General features: G+C 68.5%; 15 protein-coding genes. 2 read left to right on the top strand and 13 right to left on the bottom strand.

Features of this window, described 5'->3' with window-relative positions; translation table 11 throughout:
- The first annotated feature begins 550 nt into the window (after positions 1-550).
- Positions 551-1936, top strand: coding sequence for an MFS transporter (locus OU415_RS08700; protein WP_270948092.1), 1386 nt, complete (start codon positions 551-553; stop codon positions 1934-1936).
- 47 nt (positions 1937-1983) lie between these two features.
- On the opposite strand, the gene OU415_RS08695 is transcribed toward OU415_RS08700, so the two are convergent.
- The 4 genes from OU415_RS08695 to OU415_RS08680 all read right to left on the bottom strand — a co-directional run bounded on the left by OU415_RS08695 (position 1984) and on the right by OU415_RS08680 (position 6598).
- Positions 1984-2550 carry a tRNA ligase subunit PheS family protein gene (locus tag OU415_RS08695; protein ID WP_270948091.1) on the bottom strand — a complete coding sequence of 189 codons (567 nt, stop codon included), beginning with the start codon at positions 2548-2550 and terminating at the stop codon, positions 1984-1986.
- A 451-nt stretch (positions 2551-3001) separates the two neighbouring features.
- Entirely contained in the window at positions 3002-4147 is a 1146-nt protein-coding gene (locus OU415_RS08690) for an aromatic ring-hydroxylating oxygenase subunit alpha (protein ID WP_270948090.1), read from the bottom strand.
- A 218-nt stretch (positions 4148-4365) separates the two neighbouring features.
- Complete coding sequence (gene purU / locus OU415_RS08685) at positions 4366-5214, bottom strand: formyltetrahydrofolate deformylase (protein WP_270948089.1); 849 nt, start codon at positions 5212-5214, stop codon at positions 4366-4368.
- 10 nt (positions 5215-5224) lie between these two features.
- Complete coding sequence (locus OU415_RS08680; protein ID WP_270948088.1) at positions 5225-6598, bottom strand: L-serine ammonia-lyase; 1374 nt, start codon at positions 6596-6598, stop codon at positions 5225-5227.
- A gap of 115 nt (positions 6599-6713) precedes the next feature.
- Between OU415_RS08680 and OU415_RS08675 the strand changes: the two genes are divergently transcribed.
- Positions 6714-7388, top strand: coding sequence for a GntR family transcriptional regulator (locus OU415_RS08675; RefSeq protein ID WP_270948087.1), 675 nt, complete (start codon positions 6714-6716; stop codon positions 7386-7388).
- Here the strand turns inward: OU415_RS08675 and folP are convergent.
- The 9 genes from folP to OU415_RS08630 form a co-directional block, all read right to left on the bottom strand.
- Entirely contained in the window at positions 7381-8268 is an 888-nt protein-coding gene (gene folP, locus OU415_RS08670) for a dihydropteroate synthase (protein ID WP_270948086.1), read from the bottom strand. The genes OU415_RS08675 and folP overlap by 8 nt on opposite strands.
- Positions 8265-9143, bottom strand: coding sequence for a bifunctional 5,10-methylenetetrahydrofolate dehydrogenase/5,10-methenyltetrahydrofolate cyclohydrolase (locus OU415_RS08665; protein ID WP_270948085.1), 879 nt, complete (start codon positions 9141-9143; stop codon positions 8265-8267). Before OU415_RS08665 ends, folP begins: the two co-directional genes overlap by 4 nt.
- On the bottom strand, positions 9140-9760 hold the full coding sequence (locus tag OU415_RS08660; RefSeq protein WP_270948084.1) for a cyclodeaminase/cyclohydrolase family protein: 621 nt from the start codon (positions 9758-9760) through the stop codon (positions 9140-9142). Before OU415_RS08660 ends, OU415_RS08665 begins: the two co-directional genes overlap by 4 nt.
- A 106-nt stretch (positions 9761-9866) precedes the next feature.
- Positions 9867-12341 (bottom strand): GcvT family protein, encoded by a 2475-nt coding sequence (locus tag OU415_RS08655; RefSeq protein WP_270948083.1) that lies wholly within the window; start codon positions 12339-12341, stop codon positions 9867-9869.
- A 97-nt stretch (positions 12342-12438) separates the two neighbouring features.
- A complete protein-coding gene (locus tag OU415_RS08650; RefSeq protein ID WP_270948082.1) occupies positions 12439-13032 on the bottom strand; it encodes a sarcosine oxidase subunit gamma in 594 nt (197 codons plus the stop codon).
- Positions 13025-15805, bottom strand: a complete 2781-nt coding sequence (locus OU415_RS08645; RefSeq protein WP_270948081.1) for a 2Fe-2S iron-sulfur cluster-binding protein — start codon at positions 15803-15805, stop codon at positions 13025-13027. Before OU415_RS08645 ends, OU415_RS08650 begins: the two co-directional genes overlap by 8 nt.
- Positions 15806-15941: 136 nt before the next feature.
- Positions 15942-16253: a sarcosine oxidase subunit delta gene (locus OU415_RS08640; RefSeq protein WP_270948080.1), complete on the bottom strand. Its 312-nt coding sequence runs from the start codon at positions 16251-16253 to the stop codon at positions 15942-15944.
- An 18-nt stretch (positions 16254-16271) separates the two neighbouring features.
- Positions 16272-17510 (bottom strand): sarcosine oxidase subunit beta family protein, encoded by a 1239-nt coding sequence (locus tag OU415_RS08635; protein ID WP_270948079.1) that lies wholly within the window; start codon positions 17508-17510, stop codon positions 16272-16274.
- On the bottom strand, positions 17507-18808 hold the full coding sequence (locus tag OU415_RS08630; protein WP_270948078.1) for a serine hydroxymethyltransferase: 1302 nt from the start codon (positions 18806-18808) through the stop codon (positions 17507-17509). Before OU415_RS08630 ends, OU415_RS08635 begins: the two co-directional genes overlap by 4 nt.
- Between the last annotated feature and the right edge of the window lie 4 nt (positions 18809-18812).

Genomic DNA, 18812 nt, shown 5'->3' with positions numbered 1-18812 from the left:
ACGAACACCGGTGACCAGAATGTCCAATGCGGTGCGCCCGCTTTCCAGCGGAACCGCGCTTATTCCCGTGCAGGTGACCGCGAGCGGCCTCCGGGTTCACACATCGTGCGGAATCACCGGGTCAGCGTCAACCCCTTGGCACCACATCTGGAACCGCTGATCGTGGGTTGATATATCAATCTACTGTCACGCATGATCCGCGTTTTCGCAGGTCAGGACACTCGCGTTCAACGATCTGAGCGGGCCGAGCGCCACTGCCGCCCTTGACAAGACCTTCGCACGAGGCAAAGCTGTTGCATTCAGCGAGATAAGTTGCCCATTGCGCAACAAATGAAACTTCGCTCACGAGCCACGTCAGCACAGCCAGTGCCGGCGAAGCGGCTTCGTCGCGGCCGAAAACGAGCTGAAGGCACATCGCGCAACATCAGCCCCTCTCACCCGCAATCCGCTCCTCTCCCATTTCCAACGCAATTTTCGCCTGATCGGCCCAAATCGCCCATCAGGAACCCATCGTTGAAAGGAGGCGGCACCGCGCCAGGTGCCGAACACCATGTCAGCGGACGTTCCAACGGAAAAACGCACCCCGCAATCCTCCACAGTGGTCGCCCCGGCACTGGTCAAACGCGCGGTCACCGCAGCAGCGGTCGGCAACGTCACCGAGTGGTTCGACTTCGGGGTCTTCGCCTACATGGCGACCACCATCGGCAAGGTCTTCTACCCGGAATCCAGCCCGACCGCGCAGCTGCTGGCCACCTTCGGCACCTTCGCAGCGGCCTTCCTCGTGCGGCCGCTGGGCGGGATGTTCTTCGGCCCGCTCGGCGATCGGATCGGACGCACCCGCGTGCTCGCCACGACGATGATCCTGATGGCGGTCGGCACCTTCTGCATCGGGATCATCCCCAGCTACGCCACGATCGGCGTCGCCGCGCCGATGCTGCTGCTGCTCGCCCGGCTCGTCCAGGGCTTCTCCACCGGTGGCGAGTACGGCGGTGCGATGACGTTCATCGCCGAATACGCACCCGACAGGCGCCGTGGTTTCCTGGGCAGCTGGCTGGAGTTCGGCACCCTGGTCGGCTACATCCTGGGCGCGCTCGTCGTCATGGTCCTCAGCGCGACGCTGTCCCACGACGATCTGCTGTCGTGGGGGTGGCGGATCCCGTTCCTGGTCTCCGGGCCGCTGGGAATCGTGGGCCTGTACCTGCGCATGAAGCTGGAGGAGACCCCCGCGTTCGCGAAACTCGTCGAAGATGCCGATCAGAGGGAGCAGCACGCCAAGAAGGCGATCCGGACGATCTTCGTGCAGCACTGGCCGGCCATGCTGAAGTGCGGTGGCCTGGTGCTGGTGTTCAACGTGACCAACTACATGCTCACCTCCTACATGCCCACCTACCTCTCCGACGTATTGCCGCCGAGCATCGGTGAAACCGAGTCCTACCTGCTGCAGATCGCTGTCATGGTGATCATGCTGGTGGTCATCACCTCCATCGGCCGGTACTCGGACCGCGTCGGCCGCAAACCCGTGATCCTCAGCGGATGCATCGCCCTGGTGGTGCTCTCGGTCCCGTCCGTGCTGCTCATCCAGCACAACACGACCGGAACTGTCTTCACCGGACTCCTGATCATGGGCCTGATGCTGGTGGTGTTCAGCGCCACCATGCCTTCGACCCTTCCAGCTCTGTTCCCGACAGGTGTCCGCCAGGGCGCGCTGTCCATCTCCTTCAACACCTCGGTGTCCCTGTTCGGCGGGACCGTCGCCTCGGTCATGACCGCGCTGATCGCCACCACCGGCGACGTCATGTGGCCGGCCTGGTACCTCATGGGCGCCGGTGCCATCGGCGCGATCTCGATGTGGTTCACCAAGGAATCCGCCAACGAACCGCTCCCCGGATCCCCCGCGGCAGTGGAGGATCAGACCGAGAAGTCCGGGAGGAGCTAGCGACCGACGTCCGCGACGAGGTGCCTCGTTCCACGCGAGGCACCTCGTCAGCTGTTGCGCTTCGTCTCTCCCGCGGCGCTCAGATCACCTCCATCACCGGCCCCTCGTGCACGGCGCGGTAGATCCTGTTGCGGATCACGTTGGCCTGGTCCGAGATGACCGTGCGGTCGACGGCCCGCAGGACGACGCCAGAGATCCACCTGGTGCGGCTCGCCGACGTGGCTGCGGTCGACCACGTCGCGGCGGTAGACGAGACCAGGAGCCACGATCAGCTCATCGACTCCGGTCCGGCCTGCGTAGTCTTCGAGCGCGACCGGCAGCTCTGCGCTCGTGTGGCGGCGCAGCATCACGGTCGGGCTGATGTAGCGGGTATATCGGCGGGCGCGGGTGACGTCACCGGCGTCGTAGCCGAGGCGGTCGTAGTTCTCCCGCACCGGCACGATCGGTGAGTTGCGCACGTAGCGGACCGTGCTGCCCCACTCCGTCTGCAACGCGCTCACCACAGCGTCGAGAAGGACTTGAACGGCGTGCCCGCCCTGAGCTGGATCGGTGAGGTCGCGCATGTTCAGCGCGCGGGAAAGCTGGTCAGGGGTCAGGTAGTCGGCATGCGACATGGGAAGGTCTCCGAAACGGTTGCGGGCCGGCGAAGGATGAGAACTTCCCCCGGCCGTGCCTGCGGAGACCTGGAGTGCTATCGGCGCACGCAGAAGACCCCGCGGCCGTGTCCCGGCCGGGGGTCGAGAAATCGCTTCTGCCCAAGCACGACACCAGGCTACCTGATGATTCGACCGCCCACCTCGTCAATAACGTGGCCAGCAACAGCGCTCTCGGCCCTGCGTCTGAATTCCACTGCGAATCCCCGACATGACACCGCCATGACGGGGATTCGCAGTGGACTTCACTCACATTGAGCCTTTTTCATCCTGCCCGGACTGCGACCGCGAAGCGCAACCGGCACCGCGTGGCGAGGCATACATAAAGTCGGGCACCCGGAGTCCAGGCGGGCGCTGAGGTTCCGCTACCCACACCGCCACGCAGAACGAGGATGGAAAAACCTCATTGCAATTACGCCTTGGTCTCGCCGATCTGGTCCTGGACCCACTCGTGGAAGGCCGCGATGTGGTGCTCGCTGGGCACGAACACGCCGCCCTGGGCGTAGGCGCTCGAGTCCATCGACAGCTGGCAGCGTTCGCACGCGTCGAAGTCCTGCCGGTTGACCCGGTCGAACAGCTCCACCGAGCGCGACAAGTCGCGACCCGATTCGACGACCTCGGGCAGGTAGAGCCAGTCGCACTCGATCAGCGTGCGGTCCGGTGCCACCGGGAACATCCGGTGCAGGATCACGTGGTCCGGCACCAGGTTGATGAACACCTGCGGTTTGACGGTGATCGCGTAGTAGCGGCGGTCCTGGTGCTCGCCGACCCCGGGCAGCCGGTCGAGCCCCTCGCTGCCGTCCACCGTGAACCCTTCGACGTCCGAACCGAATTCCGCGCCGTGCCCGACGTAGTACTGGGCCGCGAAGCCGTCGGCGAACTCGGGGAGCACCTCGGTGAGCTCCGGGTGGATCGTCGCGCAGTGGTAGCACTCCATGAAGTTCTCGATGATCTGCTTCCAGTTCGCCTTGACGTCGTAGTGGATCCGCTTGCCCAGGCTCAGCGCTGCGATGTCGTAGGCGTCGATCTCCCCGGCGTCGCCGAGCCGTTCACCCACGTCGGCGATCACGGTGTCCTCGAAGGACGGCGGCTCCTCGGCCAGGCACACCCAGGCGTAGCCGAGCCACTCGCGCAGGTGCAGCCGCGTCAGCCCGAACTCGGTGCGGTCCACGTCCGGCATGCTGGTGAGGTTCGGCGCTGCCACCAAGGTTCCGTCCAGCCCGTACGTCCAGGCGTGGTAGGGACATTGGAAGGAACGCTTCACCTGCCCCTGCTCCTCGGTGCACAACCGCGCCCCGCGGTGCCGGCACACGTTCAGGAACGCGTTGAGCCCGCCGCGCCGGTCGCGGGCGATGAGCACGCTCTCCCGCCCGATCTGCACGGTTTGGAACGCACCCGGCTCGACCAGGTCGCCGCTGCGGACCGCGCAGAACCACTGCTTCTCGAAGATCCGGGACTGCTCCAGCGAGAAGATCGCCGGATCGGTGTAGTACTGGCCGGACAGGGTGGGCAGCAGGCTCTCGGTCAACCCGGTCTCGGTCGGTCCGGTCGTCGTCATGGCAACCTCATTCTCGTGGTGGGACAACACATCTCGTTCAAGAGAGCCGACTGGCGTGAACGCGCGCCGGCTCGGACGCGGCCGACGCGCTCTCGCTCCGTGCGAGCTCAGCGGGTCGAAATCGGTTGGTAGCGCGGTAAAACCTCGTGCACCAGACACAATCCGGTGCCGACGTGGCATCTTCAGTTGCGCCGGTCAACGACCCGGCGTCACAGCGGTCATGGGAAGACGACAGTGCTGTGGCCGTTGAGCAGCACCCGGCGCTCGCAGTGCCAGCGCACCGCGCGGGACAGCGCTAGCGCTTCGGCGTCACGTCCCACGGTTTGCAGCGCACGGGGGTCGTAGGTGTGGTCGATCCGGATGACCTCCTGCTCGATGATCGGCCCCTCGTCCAGGTCGGAGGTGACGTAGTGCGCGGTCGCACCGACCAGCTTCACACCGCGGTCGTACGCCTGGTGGTAGGGCTTGGCGCCCTTGAAGCCCGGCAGGAAGGAGTGGTGGATGTTGATGGCGCGGCCGTGCAGGGCCTTGCTCGTCTCGTCGGAGAGGATCTGCATGTACCGCGCCAGCACCACCAGTTCGGCGTCGTACTCGTCCACCAGCTGCAGCAGGCGCGCCTCCGCGGCTTCCTTCGTCTCCGGGGTGACCGGGACGTGCACGAAGGGCAAGCCGGCGGCATCCGCCATCGGGCGCAGGTCCTCGTGGTTGGACACCACCGCGACGATGTCGGCGCCGAGGCTCCCGGCCCGCCAGCGGAAGATCAGGTCGTTCAGGCAGTGGCCGAGCTTCGAGACCATGACCAGGATCCGGGCGTTCGCGTTGGCGCTGAACTCGTAGGTCATCTGGAACTCGGCGGCCACCGGCGCGAACTCGCGCGACATCTCCTCCAGGTCGACGCCCTCCGGCGCCGTGACCTGGGTGCGCATGAACAGCCGGTCGCGCACGGCGTCGTCGAACTGCTGGTGCTCACCGATGTCGCAACCGCGCTCGAACAGGTAGCCGCTGACGGCGCGGACGATGCCCGTGCGGTTCGGGCAGCTCAAGGTGAGGGTGAAGGTGTGACTCATGCGGATCTCCTCAGCACTCCACGATGTTGAGAGCCAGCCCGCCGCGGGCGGTCTCCTTGTACTTGTCCTTCATGTCCGCGCCGGTCTCGCGCATCGTCTTGATCGCCTTGTCCAGCGACACGTGGTGCGCGCCATCGCCGCGCACCGCCATCCGGGCCGCGGTGATCGCTTTGACCGATGCGACCGCGTTCCGCTCGATGCAGGGGATCTGCACCAGCCCGCCGACCGGGTCGCAGGTCAGTCCCAGGTTGTGCTCGATGCCGATTTCGGCGGCGTTCTCCACCTGCTCCGGGGTACCGCCGATGATCTCGGCGAGCCCGGCGGCGGCCATCGAGCACGCCGAACCGACCTCCCCCTGGCAACCGACCTCAGCGCCGGAGATGGACGCGTTCTCCTTGAACAGCACGCCGATGGCGCCCGCGGTCAGCAAGAACCGCACGACGTCGTCGTCGTCGAACTCGGGCAGGAACTTCTGGCCGTAGTGCAGCACTGCCGGCACGATCCCGGCTGCTCCGTTGGTCGGGGCGGTGACCACGCGGCCGCCCGCCGCGTTCTCCTCGTTCACCGCGAGCGCGAACAGCATGACCCACTCCATCGCGTGCAGCGGGTCTGCTTCGTTCCCGTTGACCTCCAGCTGCGCCAGCAGCTTCGCAGCGCGACGGCGGACCTTGAGCCCGCCGGGCAGCGTCCCCTCCGTGTGCGTGCCGCGGTCCACGCACTCGCGCATCACCGACCAGATGTGCAGGAGTCCGGCGCGGATCTCCTCCTCCGACCGCCAGGACAGCTCGTTGGCGAGCATGATGTCGCTGATGCCCAGCCCGGTCACCTTCGTCAACGCGAGCAGCTCGTCGCCGGTGGTGAACGCGTACCGAACCGGCGTTTGGTCCTCGACGAGCACCGGTCGTCCCGTCTCGTCCTCGTCGAGCACGAATCCGCCGCCGACCGAGTAGTACTCGCGCCGGTCGAGTTCGCTGCCGTCCGCGCCGAAGGCCGCGAACACCATGCCGTTGCTGTGGAAGTCGAGCCGCTTCCGGCGGTGCAGGACCACGTCGTCATCGACGGAGAACGCGATCTCGTGCTTTCCGGCGAGCTCGATCCGGCGCTCCTCGCGCACCCGCTGGACCGCGGGGTCGGCGGCCACCGGGTCGACCAGGTGCGGTTGCTCGCCGGCCAGTCCGAGCACCACGGCCTTGACGCTTCCGTGCCCGTGCCCGGTGGCACCGAGCGATCCGAAGAGTTCGCACCGCACGCGCGTTGCCCGGTCCAGCATTCCGGACTCGCGGAGCCGTGTGGCGAACAGATAAGCGGCCCGCATCGGGCCGACCGTGTGCGAGCTCGAGGGCCCGATCCCGACCTTGAACAGGTCGAACACGGAGATGGTCATCGGCGGCTCCCTGGTCGCGTCGATACCATGAGATATTGGATTAATATATCAGTCTCATGCAAGAGGTACACCTAAGAAATGGTGGTATAGGTCCATGCGGATTTCAGCCCCTAAGATGGCTCTCGTGACCGCTGCCCCGCACGAGCTCGAACCAGCACCCACCTCGATGGCCGAGCGCGCGTACGCCGCCATCCAGGACCAGCTGATCATGCTGGACATCCCGCCGATGGCCCCGATCGACGACCTCGCCCTGAGCGACGCCCTCGGCATCGGCCGCACCCCCGTCCGCGAGGCGCTCAAGCGCCTCGAGGTGGATCGGCTGGTGGTCTCCTACCCGCGCCGCGGCACCTTCGCCACCGGTGTCGACATCACCGACCTCGCCTACATCTCCGACATCCGCACGCACCTCGAGCCGCTGGCCGCCCGCCGCGCCGCCGAGAACGCGCCTGCGGTCATGCGCACCAAGCTGGCCGAGCTGGCCGACGCCATCCAGGACGACGACGCGATGCTCAAGTCGCGCCACGAGCTGATGCAGTGGGACCTGCGGGTGCACCGCTCGATCTACCGCGCCGCGGGCAATCCCCACCTGGAAGACACCCTGGTGCGCTACAACAACCTCGCCACGCGGATCTTCTGCGTGTTCTTGGAGCGGATCACCCATTTCGACCGGCACGTCGACGAGCACGTCGGCCTGCTGCGCGCGGTCGCGGACGGTGACAGCCGGAAGGCCGAGAAGATCGCCAGGGACCACGTCACCGGATTCGAGAAGGCGATCCGGGCGATCATCTGACCGCCCCTTCACCGGCCTCGACGGCGTCGAGCACCTTGAGCGCGTCGGCCGTGGCCGCCACGTCGTGCACCCGGAGCACCTTCGCCCCGCGCTGCGCCGCCAGCACGGCTGCGGTGACCGAAGCCGCCCCCCGGTCCCCGACCGGCCGTCCGGTGATCTGGCCGAGCATCGCCTTGCGCGACAAGCCGGCCATCACAGGTGCGTCGAGCTCGGTGAACGTGCTCAGCGACCGCAGCAAGGCGAGGTTGTGCTCGAGGGTCTTGCCGAATCCGAACCCCGGGTCGACCACGATGTGCTCGCGCGGGATGCCCGCGCTCACGCACACCTCGATCCGCTCCCGGAGGAACTCGGCCACTTCGACGAGCACGTCGTCGTAGCTCGGGTCGCGCTGCATCAGGTTCGGCGGCCGGAGCATGTGCGACAGGCACACCGGCACTCCCAGATCCGCCGCCATCTCGACCGCACCGGGATGGCGGAGCGCGCGCACGTCGTTGATCAGCGTTGCGCCCGCAGCCACGGCTTCCCGCATCACCTCCGGTCGCGAGGTGTCGATCGACAGCGGAACGTCCGTCCGCCGCGCCAGCTGCTCGACGACCCCCACCACGCGGTCGAGCTCCTCGGCAACACTGGGCGGGTAGGCGCCCGGTCGCGTGGATTCACCGCCGACGTCGAGGATGTCAGCGCCTTCTTCGACCAAGCGGAGTCCGCGCCACACGGCGGCGCCGCTGTGCCAGTAGGCGCCGCCGTCGGAGAACGAATCCGGTGTGACGTTGAGGATTCCGCACACCAGCTTGCGCGGACCGCGGAGCATTCGCAGCAATTTCCCGACCGCGGCTGCGGGAACCCTCGAGTCGACGGCAGTTGCCAGCGGGCCGGTCATGCCGAGCTCCGCGAAGCCGATTCGACCACGTGCCGCAGCAGCAGCGCTGTCGTCACCGGTCCGACTCCGCCGGGCACCGGGGTCAACCCGGCCACCGAACCAGCCACTTCGAGCTCGTCCACGTCACCGGCCAAACCGCCGTCAGCGGTCGGGTTGGTTCCCACATCGATCACGACGGCATCGGGGTTGACGTGCTCAGCACCGATCAAGCCGATCCGGCCGACGGCCACCACGAGGATCTCGGCGGGACGGGTGTGCGCGGCGAGATCACGGGTGTGGCGGTGGCACACGGTCACGGTCGCATCGCGCTGCAGCAGCAGCTGGGCCGCGGGTTTGCCGACCACGTTGGAGCGTCCGACGACGACGGCCCGGCGCCCGGCCAGCGGAATCTCGTAGTGGTCCAGCAGTTCCATCACCGCCGCGGCGGTCGCCGGCACGAAAGCGGGCATGCCGGCGCTGAGCCGCCCCAGCGACACCGGATTGGCGCCGTCCACGTCCTTCTCCGGGGCGATCGAAGCCGCCAGGTCCTCGACGGACGCTCCGCTGGGCAGCGGGGTCTGCAGCATGATCCCGTGCACCGACGTGTCCGCGCTCAGCGCGGTGAGCCGGCCGCGGATCTGGTCGGGCGTCGCCGCAGGGCCGAGATCGACGATGTCGCACCGGATTCCGGTCTTGGACGCGGCGTTCGCGATCGAGCGGACGTACCAGGCGGTGGATTCGTCGTCCGTGGCCACGACCACCGCCAAGCGCGGCGGTGTGCCGGCTCCCGCGAGTGCTTCCGCTGCCGCTGTCACACCGGCGCGGATCTCCTTGGCGAGCGCAGTCCCGCTGAGCACCGCCGTGGTCGGCTCGTCGGAAACGAGTTGTCCGGTCATCGTCCGATTACCTCCCGTACTGCGGCGGTGACCTTGTCCGCGCGCGCGGCGATGTCGTCGACTTCGGCGATGGCGGCGATCAGCTCGGTGCGCTCCTCGGCGCCGCTGATCCCGTTGAGGTTGACCTCCACGTTGACGCGCGCGGTGGTCGCCGCGGCGCGGGCTGCTTCCGCAGCAGCAGCGATGTCGCTGATGACGTTGCGGTTTCCGACCGGGAGCAACTGCTCGGCCAGGCCGACGACCTGCTCGGCGACCGCGACCACCCTCGCGGGCACCCGGCCGGCCTCGACCAGGGCCGCCGCGATCGCACGCGACCGGATGTCCTTCTGCTCGTCGGTGGACCGCGGGAGCGCGTACGCCGACCCGACCGCTCCGAAAGCGGAGGCATCGTCTTCGGCCAGCGTCAGTGCGAGCTCGCGGAGCTCGTCGGTGTCGTTCCGCACCGCGGTGATCGTCGCGGCGTGCTCGGAGTACTTCTCGCCGTCGCTGTAGCGGGCGACCATCCCGACCAGTGCGGCGGCCTGAGCAGCGTGCAACCCGGCGCTCGCCCCACCGCCCGGGGCCGCTACCCGGGCTGCGAGCGAGCCCAGAAAACTTTCGAGGGTTTCCCTGCGCATGGCATCGGTCTTCCTTCTCGGCGGGCTGGAAAGTGGTGCAGGACTGCGGAATCGGGTGGGGTGCGCGGCCACTGACCGCTTCAGACCGCGCACCCCGGCTCTGGGATCAGCGGCGAATGCGGGTCATCTCCGGGTCGACCAGCGGTTCGACGGCGACGGTGGCGCACACCTTCCGGTCGAAGTACTGGATTTCCACCGAAGTCCCCGGCGTGGCCGATGCGGGCAGCCACGCGTAGGCGATCGGCTTGCCGATCGTGTGGCCGAAAGCTGCCGACGTCACGTAGCCGGCGGGCTCGCCGTCGACGAAGACCGGTTCGCTGCCCAGCACCACACTGCGGCCGTCGTCGACGGTCAGGCACGAAAGGCGGCGGGTGACGGTGTCAGCGCTGAGGTCGGCGACCGCGTCGTAGCCGACGTACTCGGTCTTCTTCTTGTTCAGGGCGAATCCGAGCCCGGCCTCGTACGGGTTGTGCTCGGTGGTCATGTCACTGCCCCACGACCGGTAGCCCTTCTCGAGGCGGAGGCTGTTGAACGCGGCGCGCCCCGCGGCGATGACGCCCAGCGGCTGCCCGGCTTCCCACAGCGCGTCCCAGAGCCGCTGGCCGTACTCGGCGCTGGTGTAGATCTCCCAGCCGAGTTCGCCCACGTAGGACAGCCGCATCGCGGTGACCGGGATGCCGGCGATGTGCGCGTGCTTGAGGCGGAAGTACTTCAGCGCCTCGTGGGAGAAGTCGTCGCCGCTCAAGGGCTGCACCAGGTCCCGGGCGAGCGGCCCCCACACGCCGATGCAGCACGTACCGCCGGTGATGTCGCGGATCTGGACGCTGCCGTCGTCCGGGGCCTCGCGCAGGAAGTAGTCCACGTCGAGGTTGCTGTTGGCCCCGACCTGGAACAGCTGCTCGCCGAGCCGGGCGACGGTGACGTCGGAGCGAACGCCGCCGGCCGCGTCGAGCATCAGGGCGTAGGTCACCGAGCCGACCGACTTGTCCATCTTGCCGGTGGTCAGCCGCTGCAGGAACGCGACCGCCCCGGGCCCGCTGACCTCGATGCGCTTGAGCGAGGTCATGTCGTACATGGCGACCGCGGTGCGGGTCTTCCACGCCTCGGCCGCCGCGATCGGCGAGTGGAACATCGCCGACCACGCGTCGCGCGACGGCGGCTGCCACTCGGTCGGCAGCTCCTTCACCAGGCGGGCGTTGGCCTCGTACCAGTGCGGCCGTTCCCACGCGTGCGACTCCAGGAAGAACGCGCCCAGTTCCTTCTGCCGCGCGTGGAACGGGCTCACGCGCAGGTCCCGCGGTGAGAACTTCGGCTGCAGCGGGTGCCGGACGTCGTAGATCTCCACGAAGTTCTGCTGCGAGGTCTCGTCGACGTAGGCATCGGTCGTCTGGATCTCGTCGAACCGGTTGACGTCGCACCCGTGGAGCTCGGTCTCGCTGCGGCCGTTCACCAGCAGCTGCGCGACGGCGCGGGCGACACCGGCGGAGTGGGTCACCCACACGGCTTCGGCGACCCAGAACCCGGCGACCTCCGGCGACTCGCCGACCAGCGGTCCGCCGTCGGGGGTGAAGGAGAAGATCCCGTTGAACCCGGAGTCGATCTTCGCGTTCCGCAGCGACGGGAGCAGCTCCTTGCTGTGCTCCCACGAGGCGGCGAAGTCCTCCTCGGTGAACGGCAGCATCGACGGCATCGCCGCCTCGCTGACGTCCTCGCCGTCGACCTCGGGCAGCTCCGACAGCCGCGCGGGCATCGGGCGGTGGGCGTAGCTGCCGATGCCGAGGCAGTCGTTGTACTCCCGGAAGTAGAGATCGCGGTCCTGGTGGCGGAGGGCGGGCAGGCTCGCCTCGGTCTGCTCGTCGTTGCGCCCGACGAGCTCGGCGATCTGCCCGGTGCGCGCGAACTGGTGGGCCAGCGGGAGCAGCGGCACCTTCATGCCGACCAGCTCGCCGACGGCCTTGCCCCAGAAACCGGCGCAGGAGACGACGATGTCCGCGGCGATCTCCTCGCCGCCGCTCGTGCGCACCCCGGTGACGCGGCCGCCCTGCTGCAGGACCTCCGTCACGCAGGTGGAACCGCGGAACACCGCTCCGCGGGCCTCAGCCCGGCGGATGAGGGCGGCGACGGCTCGGGGTGACTTGGCGAGTCCGTCCGTCGGCGTGTGGAGACCGCCGAGAACGCGCTCGGGGTCGAGCAGCGGGTGCAGCTCCGCGCACCGCTCCGGCCCGACGACCTCGGCGGGGACGCCCCAGGAGGTCGCCCAGCCCTGCTTGCGGTGCAGGTCCGCGAGCCGTTCCGGGGTGGTAGCGATTTCGAGTCCGCCGACCTGGTTGAAGCACCGGTCGCCGTCCACCTCGATGTTCTTGAACTTCTCGACCGTGTAGGTCGCGAACTCGGTCATGGTCTTGGAGGGGCTGGTCTGGAAGACGACGCCGGGTGCGTGCGAGGTCGAGCCACCGGTGAGGGGCAGCGGTCCCTGGTCGAGGACGGTGACCTCGGTCCAGCCGCGCTCGGTGAGCTCGTCAGCCAGATTGGCGCCGACGATCCCGGCGCCGATGATGACGACACGAGGGGTGGTGCTCATGGCGGGCTCTCCTTAACTGGACGGTCTGCGGTGACCGCGCGGAGGGTGCTTGGGGGGTGGGAGGTCGGCCGTGCCCACGATCACGGCCGACCTCGAGCTACTTGGTGGTGCGGAATTCCTCGGCCGTGTCGAGCAGCCAGTCCGCGAGGTACCCGGCGAACGACGGCCGGGCGAAGAGCCGGAAGTCGTCGCCGCCCAGGGCGAGGATCAGCACCCCGGTCTGGCCGATGCCGGTCTGCGCGCTCGATCCCTTCGGGAACGCAGCGGGTCGCAGGTCGATCGAGCACCCGAACGACAGCAGTTCGCGTGCCAGCCCGCCGCTCAACCGGATCGAGGTGCGCTGCGCGGACACGTCCACGGCCGCGCCGTCGTGGGCGGACACGACCTTGATGAGCGAATCCTCCAGCTCGTGCGGGCGGGAGACGGTGCTCGTCACGAGCCATTCGTCCGGGCCCAGCCAGACGATCTGGCCCTCGGGCGTGGAGGTCCAGGTGTTGGGTTCGACGGGCAGCGCCGAGCCCAACGCGTGCTCCACCGCCGCGGCACCCGGGCCGGTGGCGTCGATGCGCAGGTCCACCGCGGACACGAGTTCCTCGGGTTTGACCACCAGCCCGTCGATCGCCCAGGTCAGCCCGGCCAGCGCGTGCTTCCAGGCTTCCAGGGGGTGCGTCGCGCACAGGGTTTCAGCCATCTCGGCGTGCTCCTTCCGGGTCCACCAGCACGGTTTCGCCGATCTCCGCCTCGACGAGCGCGCCGTCCACCGGGACGTGCACCAGGTCGCCGACGCGGGCGCGGCCGTTCTTCACCAGCGCCAGCGCGAACGGCCGGCCGAGCTCAGCGCTGTGGTAGCTGGACGTGACGTGGCCGAGCATCGGGACCGGCGGTTCGGGAAGGGTCCCGTCCGCGCGGAGTTCCACGATCTGCGAGCCTTCGCGCAACTTGGTGCGCCGATCCGTCGGGAGCAGCGAGACGAGTTGCTTCCGCAGCGGGTTCAGGTTCTCGGCCCGGGAGAACGAGCGTTTGCCGATGAAGTCTTCCTTCTTCTTCGACACCACCCAGTTCATGCCGAGGTCCTGGGGCGCGACCGTGCCGTCGGTGTCCTGCCCGATGATCGGGTAGCCCTTCTCGGCGCGCAGCACGTGCATCGTCTCGGTGCCGTACGGCGTGATGCCGAAGCGCTTCCCCGCCTCCAGCAACCGCTTCCACAGCGAAAGCCCGTACCAGGAGTTGACGTTGACCTCGTAGGCCAGCTCGCCGGAGAACGAGATCCGGGCGACTCGGACGGGAACGCCGTCGAGGGTGGTGTCCTGCCACGACATGAACGGGAACGCGTCGTTGGACACGTCCAGCTCGGGGAACACCTCGCCGACCACCTCGCGCGAACGCGGCCCGACGACCGGGAAGACCGCCCACTGCTCGGTGACCGACGCGAGGTGCACCCGCAGCTCCGGCCACTCCGTCTGGAGCCACTCCTCCATCCAGTCCAGGACCATCGCCGCTCCGCCGGTGGTCGTGGTGACCAGGAAGCGGTTCTCGTCGATGCGCAGCACCGTGCCGTCGTCGATGATCATGCCGTCGTTGCCGCACATGACGCCGTAGCGCACCCGGCCGACCTTGAGGGTGCTCATCATGTTCGTGTAGATCCGGTCGAGGAACACACCGGAATCCGGACCCTGGACGTCGATCTTGCCCAGCGTGGAGCCGTCGAGGATGCCGACACCGGCCCGCGTCGCCGCGCACTCCCGCAGCACCGCGGTGTCCATGTCCTCGCCGGGCTCCGGGTAGTAGCGGGCTCGCTTCCACTGACCCACGTCTTCGAACACCGCGCCGGCGTCGACGTGCCAGGAGTGCACCGCGGTGATCCGCTCGGGGTCGAACAGGTTGCCGCGTTCCCGCCCGGCCAGAGCCGCGAAGGCGACCGGTGTGTACGGCGGCCGGAAGGTCGTGGTGCCCAGTTCCTCGATCGGACGGCCCAGCAGTTCGGCGGTGATGCCGGAGGCGATCACGCCCGAGGTCTTGCCCTGGTCGTGAGCGGTGCCGATCGTGGTGTAGCGCTTGACGTGCTCGACCGAGTGCAACCCGGCACCGACCGCGCGGGCGATGTCGCTCACCGTGGCGTCGCGCTGGATGTCGACGAACTGCTTGTCCGGGTCGCCGTCGGTCCGCCAGATCACCTTCGTCGGCGTGCGCGACGGTTCCGAGTCGACCGCCGGCGCCTCCGCACCGGCCCCGTCCTGCACGACGCCGGCCTGGTCGAGGGTGCCGTTGGCAGCACCGATCACCGTGATGCCGGGCAAGCTCCCGGACGGCCGGAAGGAACCGAGCGAGGCGTCGTAGGCCAGCGCACCCTTGACGTGGCTGAACAGGTGCACCGCCGGGTTCCAACCACCCGAGACGAGCAGCAGGTCGGCAGGGATTCGCACCTCGCCGTCGGCGTTGCGCGCGACCACCGCGCTGACGTGCTCCTCGCCTTCAGCACCGATGACCACTGTGGACGCCGAAACCTCGACACCCCGTTCCGCCGCACGCGCCGCCCACTCCGGCGGCAGTTCGTCCCTGGCGTCGAGGACCTTCACGTCCGCACCGGCGCTGGAGAGGTCGATCGCCGCGGAGTAGGCGGAGTCGTCGCTGGTGAACACGACGACCTGCCGCCCCGCGAGCACGCCGTAGCGGTGCAGGTAGTCCCGCGCCGCCGACGCGAGCATGATTCCGGGGAGGTCGTTGTTCTCGAACACGATCGGACGCTCGTGCGCACCGGCCGCGACGACCACCTTCAGCGCGCGGATGCGGTGCACCCGCTGCCGACTGCGATTCGCGGACGCTGCGGAACCGAGGTGGTCGGTGCGGCGCTCCAGGGCGAGCACGAACCCGTCGTCGTACTGGCCGAAGGCCGTGGTGCGCTGCAGGTGCAGGACCTCCGGGTTCGCGGCCAGCTCGGCGACGACCTCCGCCACGAAGTCCAGCGCCGGCCGTCCGTCGATCCGCTCCGCACCGGTCAGACTGCCGCCAGCGGTAGCACGATCGTCGACCAGGACGACGCTCTCCCCGGCGCGGGCGGCGCTGCGCGCGGCGAGCAGCCCCGCCGGGCCGGCGCCGATCACCAGGGTGTCGACGTGCGTGTGCTTGCGGTCGTAGCGCGCGGGATCGGGTTCCTCGGCGAGGCGCCCCTGACCGTTGACGCCGCGAGCCACCAGCCCGTCGGTCAGCTCGACCGCGGCCGCTTGCAGCATCGGTTCCGGGAAGGGCTCCTCGATCTGCACCAGGCCCGTCGGGTCCTCGGTCCACGCTGCGCCGATCCCGCGCGGCCGCCCCAGCTTCACGCTGGTGCCGATGTGGCGGACGTCGTTGGCCAGCAAGGCGGAGGCCAAGGTGTCGCCCGGGTGACCGGTGTAGGTGCGCCCGTCGAAGGTGAAGGTCAGCGTACGGCTGCGGTCAATGCGGCCGTACCCATCAATCCGGCTCATGCCTGTCCCGCCTCTCCGCGATTCACAGTGGTGGTTGCGTCCAGACCGATCTCCCGTCGTGCGGTTTCTTGTGGCTGGTTTGCATCACGGTCCCCTGAGGTGCGGTTGAGGAGAGCTGGGGTTGACACAAGGCTCCTCATGACCGCACCTCTGACTTCGTGGGTTCCATGCCGGGAACGCTGGGCACCGGTTCACCGACTCGGTAGACGGCGAGGAACTCGTACGTGCGGGTGTCCCGGACGGCGTTGAACCAGCGTCGGCAGCCCGTGCTGTGGCACCACCGCTCGGGGAACGGCCCCTTGTTGTTGTCGCGGTAGAACACGAACTCGGCCCACTCCTGGTCCGACAGATCGGCAGGGGTCTCCGGGTAGGAGACGTCGGCCTGGCCGCCGTAGTGGAACTCGACCTCCTCGCGGGGGCCGCACCAAGGGCAGTGGATCAGTTGCATAGCTAGCAGTCCTCGGTTTCAGTGGGCGACGGCAGCTGCGCCGTGTTCGTCGACGAGCGCTCCGGTCGTGAAGCGGTCGAGGCTGAACGGCGCGACGTACGGATGCGGCTCGCCGTGCGCGATGGTGTGCGCGTAGCACGAGCCGAGCCCCGGCGTGACCTTGAACCCCCCGGTCCCCCAACCGGAGTTGACGTAGACGTTCTCGAACGGTGTGCGCCCGACGATCGGACTCGCGTCCGGGGTGACGTCGACGATCCCCGCCCAGCTGCGCAGCAGGTGTGCGCGGGCGAAGACCGGGAACAGCTCCACGGCAGCGGCCATCTGCCGCTCGATGATGTGGAAAGCGCCGCGCTGTCCGTAGCCGTTGTAGGAGTCCACGCCCGCACCCATCACCAGCTCGCCCTTGTGCGCCTGGGAGACGTACACGTGCACGGCGTTGGACATCACGATGGTCGGGTGCACCGGCTCCAGCAGCTCCGACACCAAGGCCTGCAACGGGTGCGACTGCAGCGGCGTGCGGACACCGAGCTTGTCCAGCAGGACGGAGGTGTGCCCCGAGGAGCACAGCGCGACGGTCCCGCAGGCGATGTCACCGCGGCTGGTGCGCACGCCGGTCACCCGCTCACCGTCCACTGTGAACCCGGTGACCTCGCAGTCCTGGATCAGGTCGACACCGGCCTCGTCCGCACTGCGGGCGAATCCCCAAGCGACGTAGTCGTGCTTGGCGATCCCCGCCCGGGGTTGGTAGGTGGCGCCCTGCACCGGGTAGCGGATGTCGTCGGAGATGTTGACGATCGGGCAGACCTGCTTGACCTCTTCCGGGCTCAGCCACTCGGCATCGATGCCGTTGAGCTTGTTGGCCTCGACCCGCCGGACCGAATCCCGGATGTCCTGCTCGGTGTGGGCTAGGTTGAGCACACCGCGCTGGGAGAACAGGATCGGGTAGCCGAGCTCGTCCTCCAGCCCTTCCCACAGCTTCAAGGCGTGCTCGTAGATCGCGGCCGATTCGTCCCACAGGTAGTTGGACCGGATCAGCGTGGTGTTGCGGGCCATGTTGCCGCCCGCGAGCCACCCCTTCTCCAGCACGGCGACGTTGGTGATGCCGTGGTTCTTGGCCAGGTAGTGCGCGGTTGCCAGACCGTGCCCGCCACCACCGATGATGACCACGTCGTAGGACTTCTTCGGCTCCGGGTTGCGCCAGAGGAAGTCCGGGTGTTCGGGCAGATCCGCGCCGGGCGGCGTGCTGTTCGTGTTCATGCCTGCAGCTCCGGGTACAGAGGACGGCTCTGGGCGAGGTTCGCGACGCGCTCGGTGAGGGCGTCGAGGCCGGCTTGCGGCGTTTCGGGGCGCAGCGCCAGCGCGATGATGTCCGCGACCTCGTGGAAGTCTTCTTCGTCGAAGCCCCGCGCGGCCAGCGCCGGAGTTCCGATGCGGACGCCGGAGGAGACCATCGGCGGCCGCGGGTCGAACGGGACCGCGTTCCGGTTCACCGTGATGCCGACCCGGTGCAGCCGGTCCTCGGCCTGCTTCCCGTCCATCTCGGAGTTGCGGAGATCGACCAGGACCAGGTGGACGTCGGTGCCACCGGACACCACGCCGACCTTCTCCTCCAGCAGCAGCCGGTCGGCCAGGATCCTCGCGCCGGTGAGGGTGCGCTCCTGCCGCTCGCGGAAGGCGGCCTCTCCGGCGAGCTTGAACGCCACCGCCTTGCCCGCGATCACGTGCTCGAGCGGACCGCCCTGCAGCCCCGGGAAGACGCTGGAGTTCAGCTTCTTCGCCAGGCTCCCCTGAGCGAGCACGACCCCACCGCGCGGTCCTCCGAGCGTCTTGTGGGTGGTCGAGGTGACCACGTGCGCGTGCGGCACCGGGGACGGGTGCAGACCCGCTGCCACCAGTCCGGCGAAGTGGGCCATGTCCACCATCAGGTAGGCACCGACCTCGTCGGCGATCCGCCGGAACTCCGCGAAGTCCAGCTGCCGCGGGTAGGCCGACCAGCCCGCGATGATCAGCTTGGGCCGCCGCTCCTTCGCCAGCCGCTCCACCTCGTCCATGTCCACGAGGTGGTCGTCCTCGCGCACGTGGTACGCAACGGCGTCGAAGTACTTCCCCGAGAAGGTCAGGCGCATGCCGTGGGTCAGGTGCCCGCCGTGCGCGAGGTCCAGGCCGAGGAAGGTGTCGCCCGGTTCCAGCAGCGCGGACATGACCGCGGAGTTCGCCTGGGCGCCGGAGTGCGGCTGCACGTTCGCGTAGTCGGCTCCGAAGAGCGCTTTGACGCGGTGGATCGCCAGCTGCTCGATCTCGTCGACGTTCTCGCAACCACCGTAGTAGCGGCGCCCCGGGTACCCCTCGGCGTACTTGTTGGTCAGCACCGAGCCCTGGGCCTGCATCACGCTCAGCGGCGCGAAGTTCTCGCTCGCGATCATCTCCAGCGTGTCGCGCTGCCGGGCCAATTCCCGGTTGACGGCCGCATGGACCTCCGGGTCCGTCTCCGCCAGGGGGAGACCGAGCACGTTCTCGGCGCTCGGCGCCCCTTGACGATCAACCGTTACGGACATGCGG

The sequence above is a fragment of the Saccharopolyspora oryzae genome (assembly GCF_027853915.1).
Lineage (GTDB): Bacteria > Actinomycetota > Actinomycetes > Mycobacteriales > Pseudonocardiaceae > Saccharopolyspora > Saccharopolyspora oryzae.
Note: the sequence above shows the minus strand (reverse complement) of the source record. Positions and strands in the feature narration are given on the sequence as shown.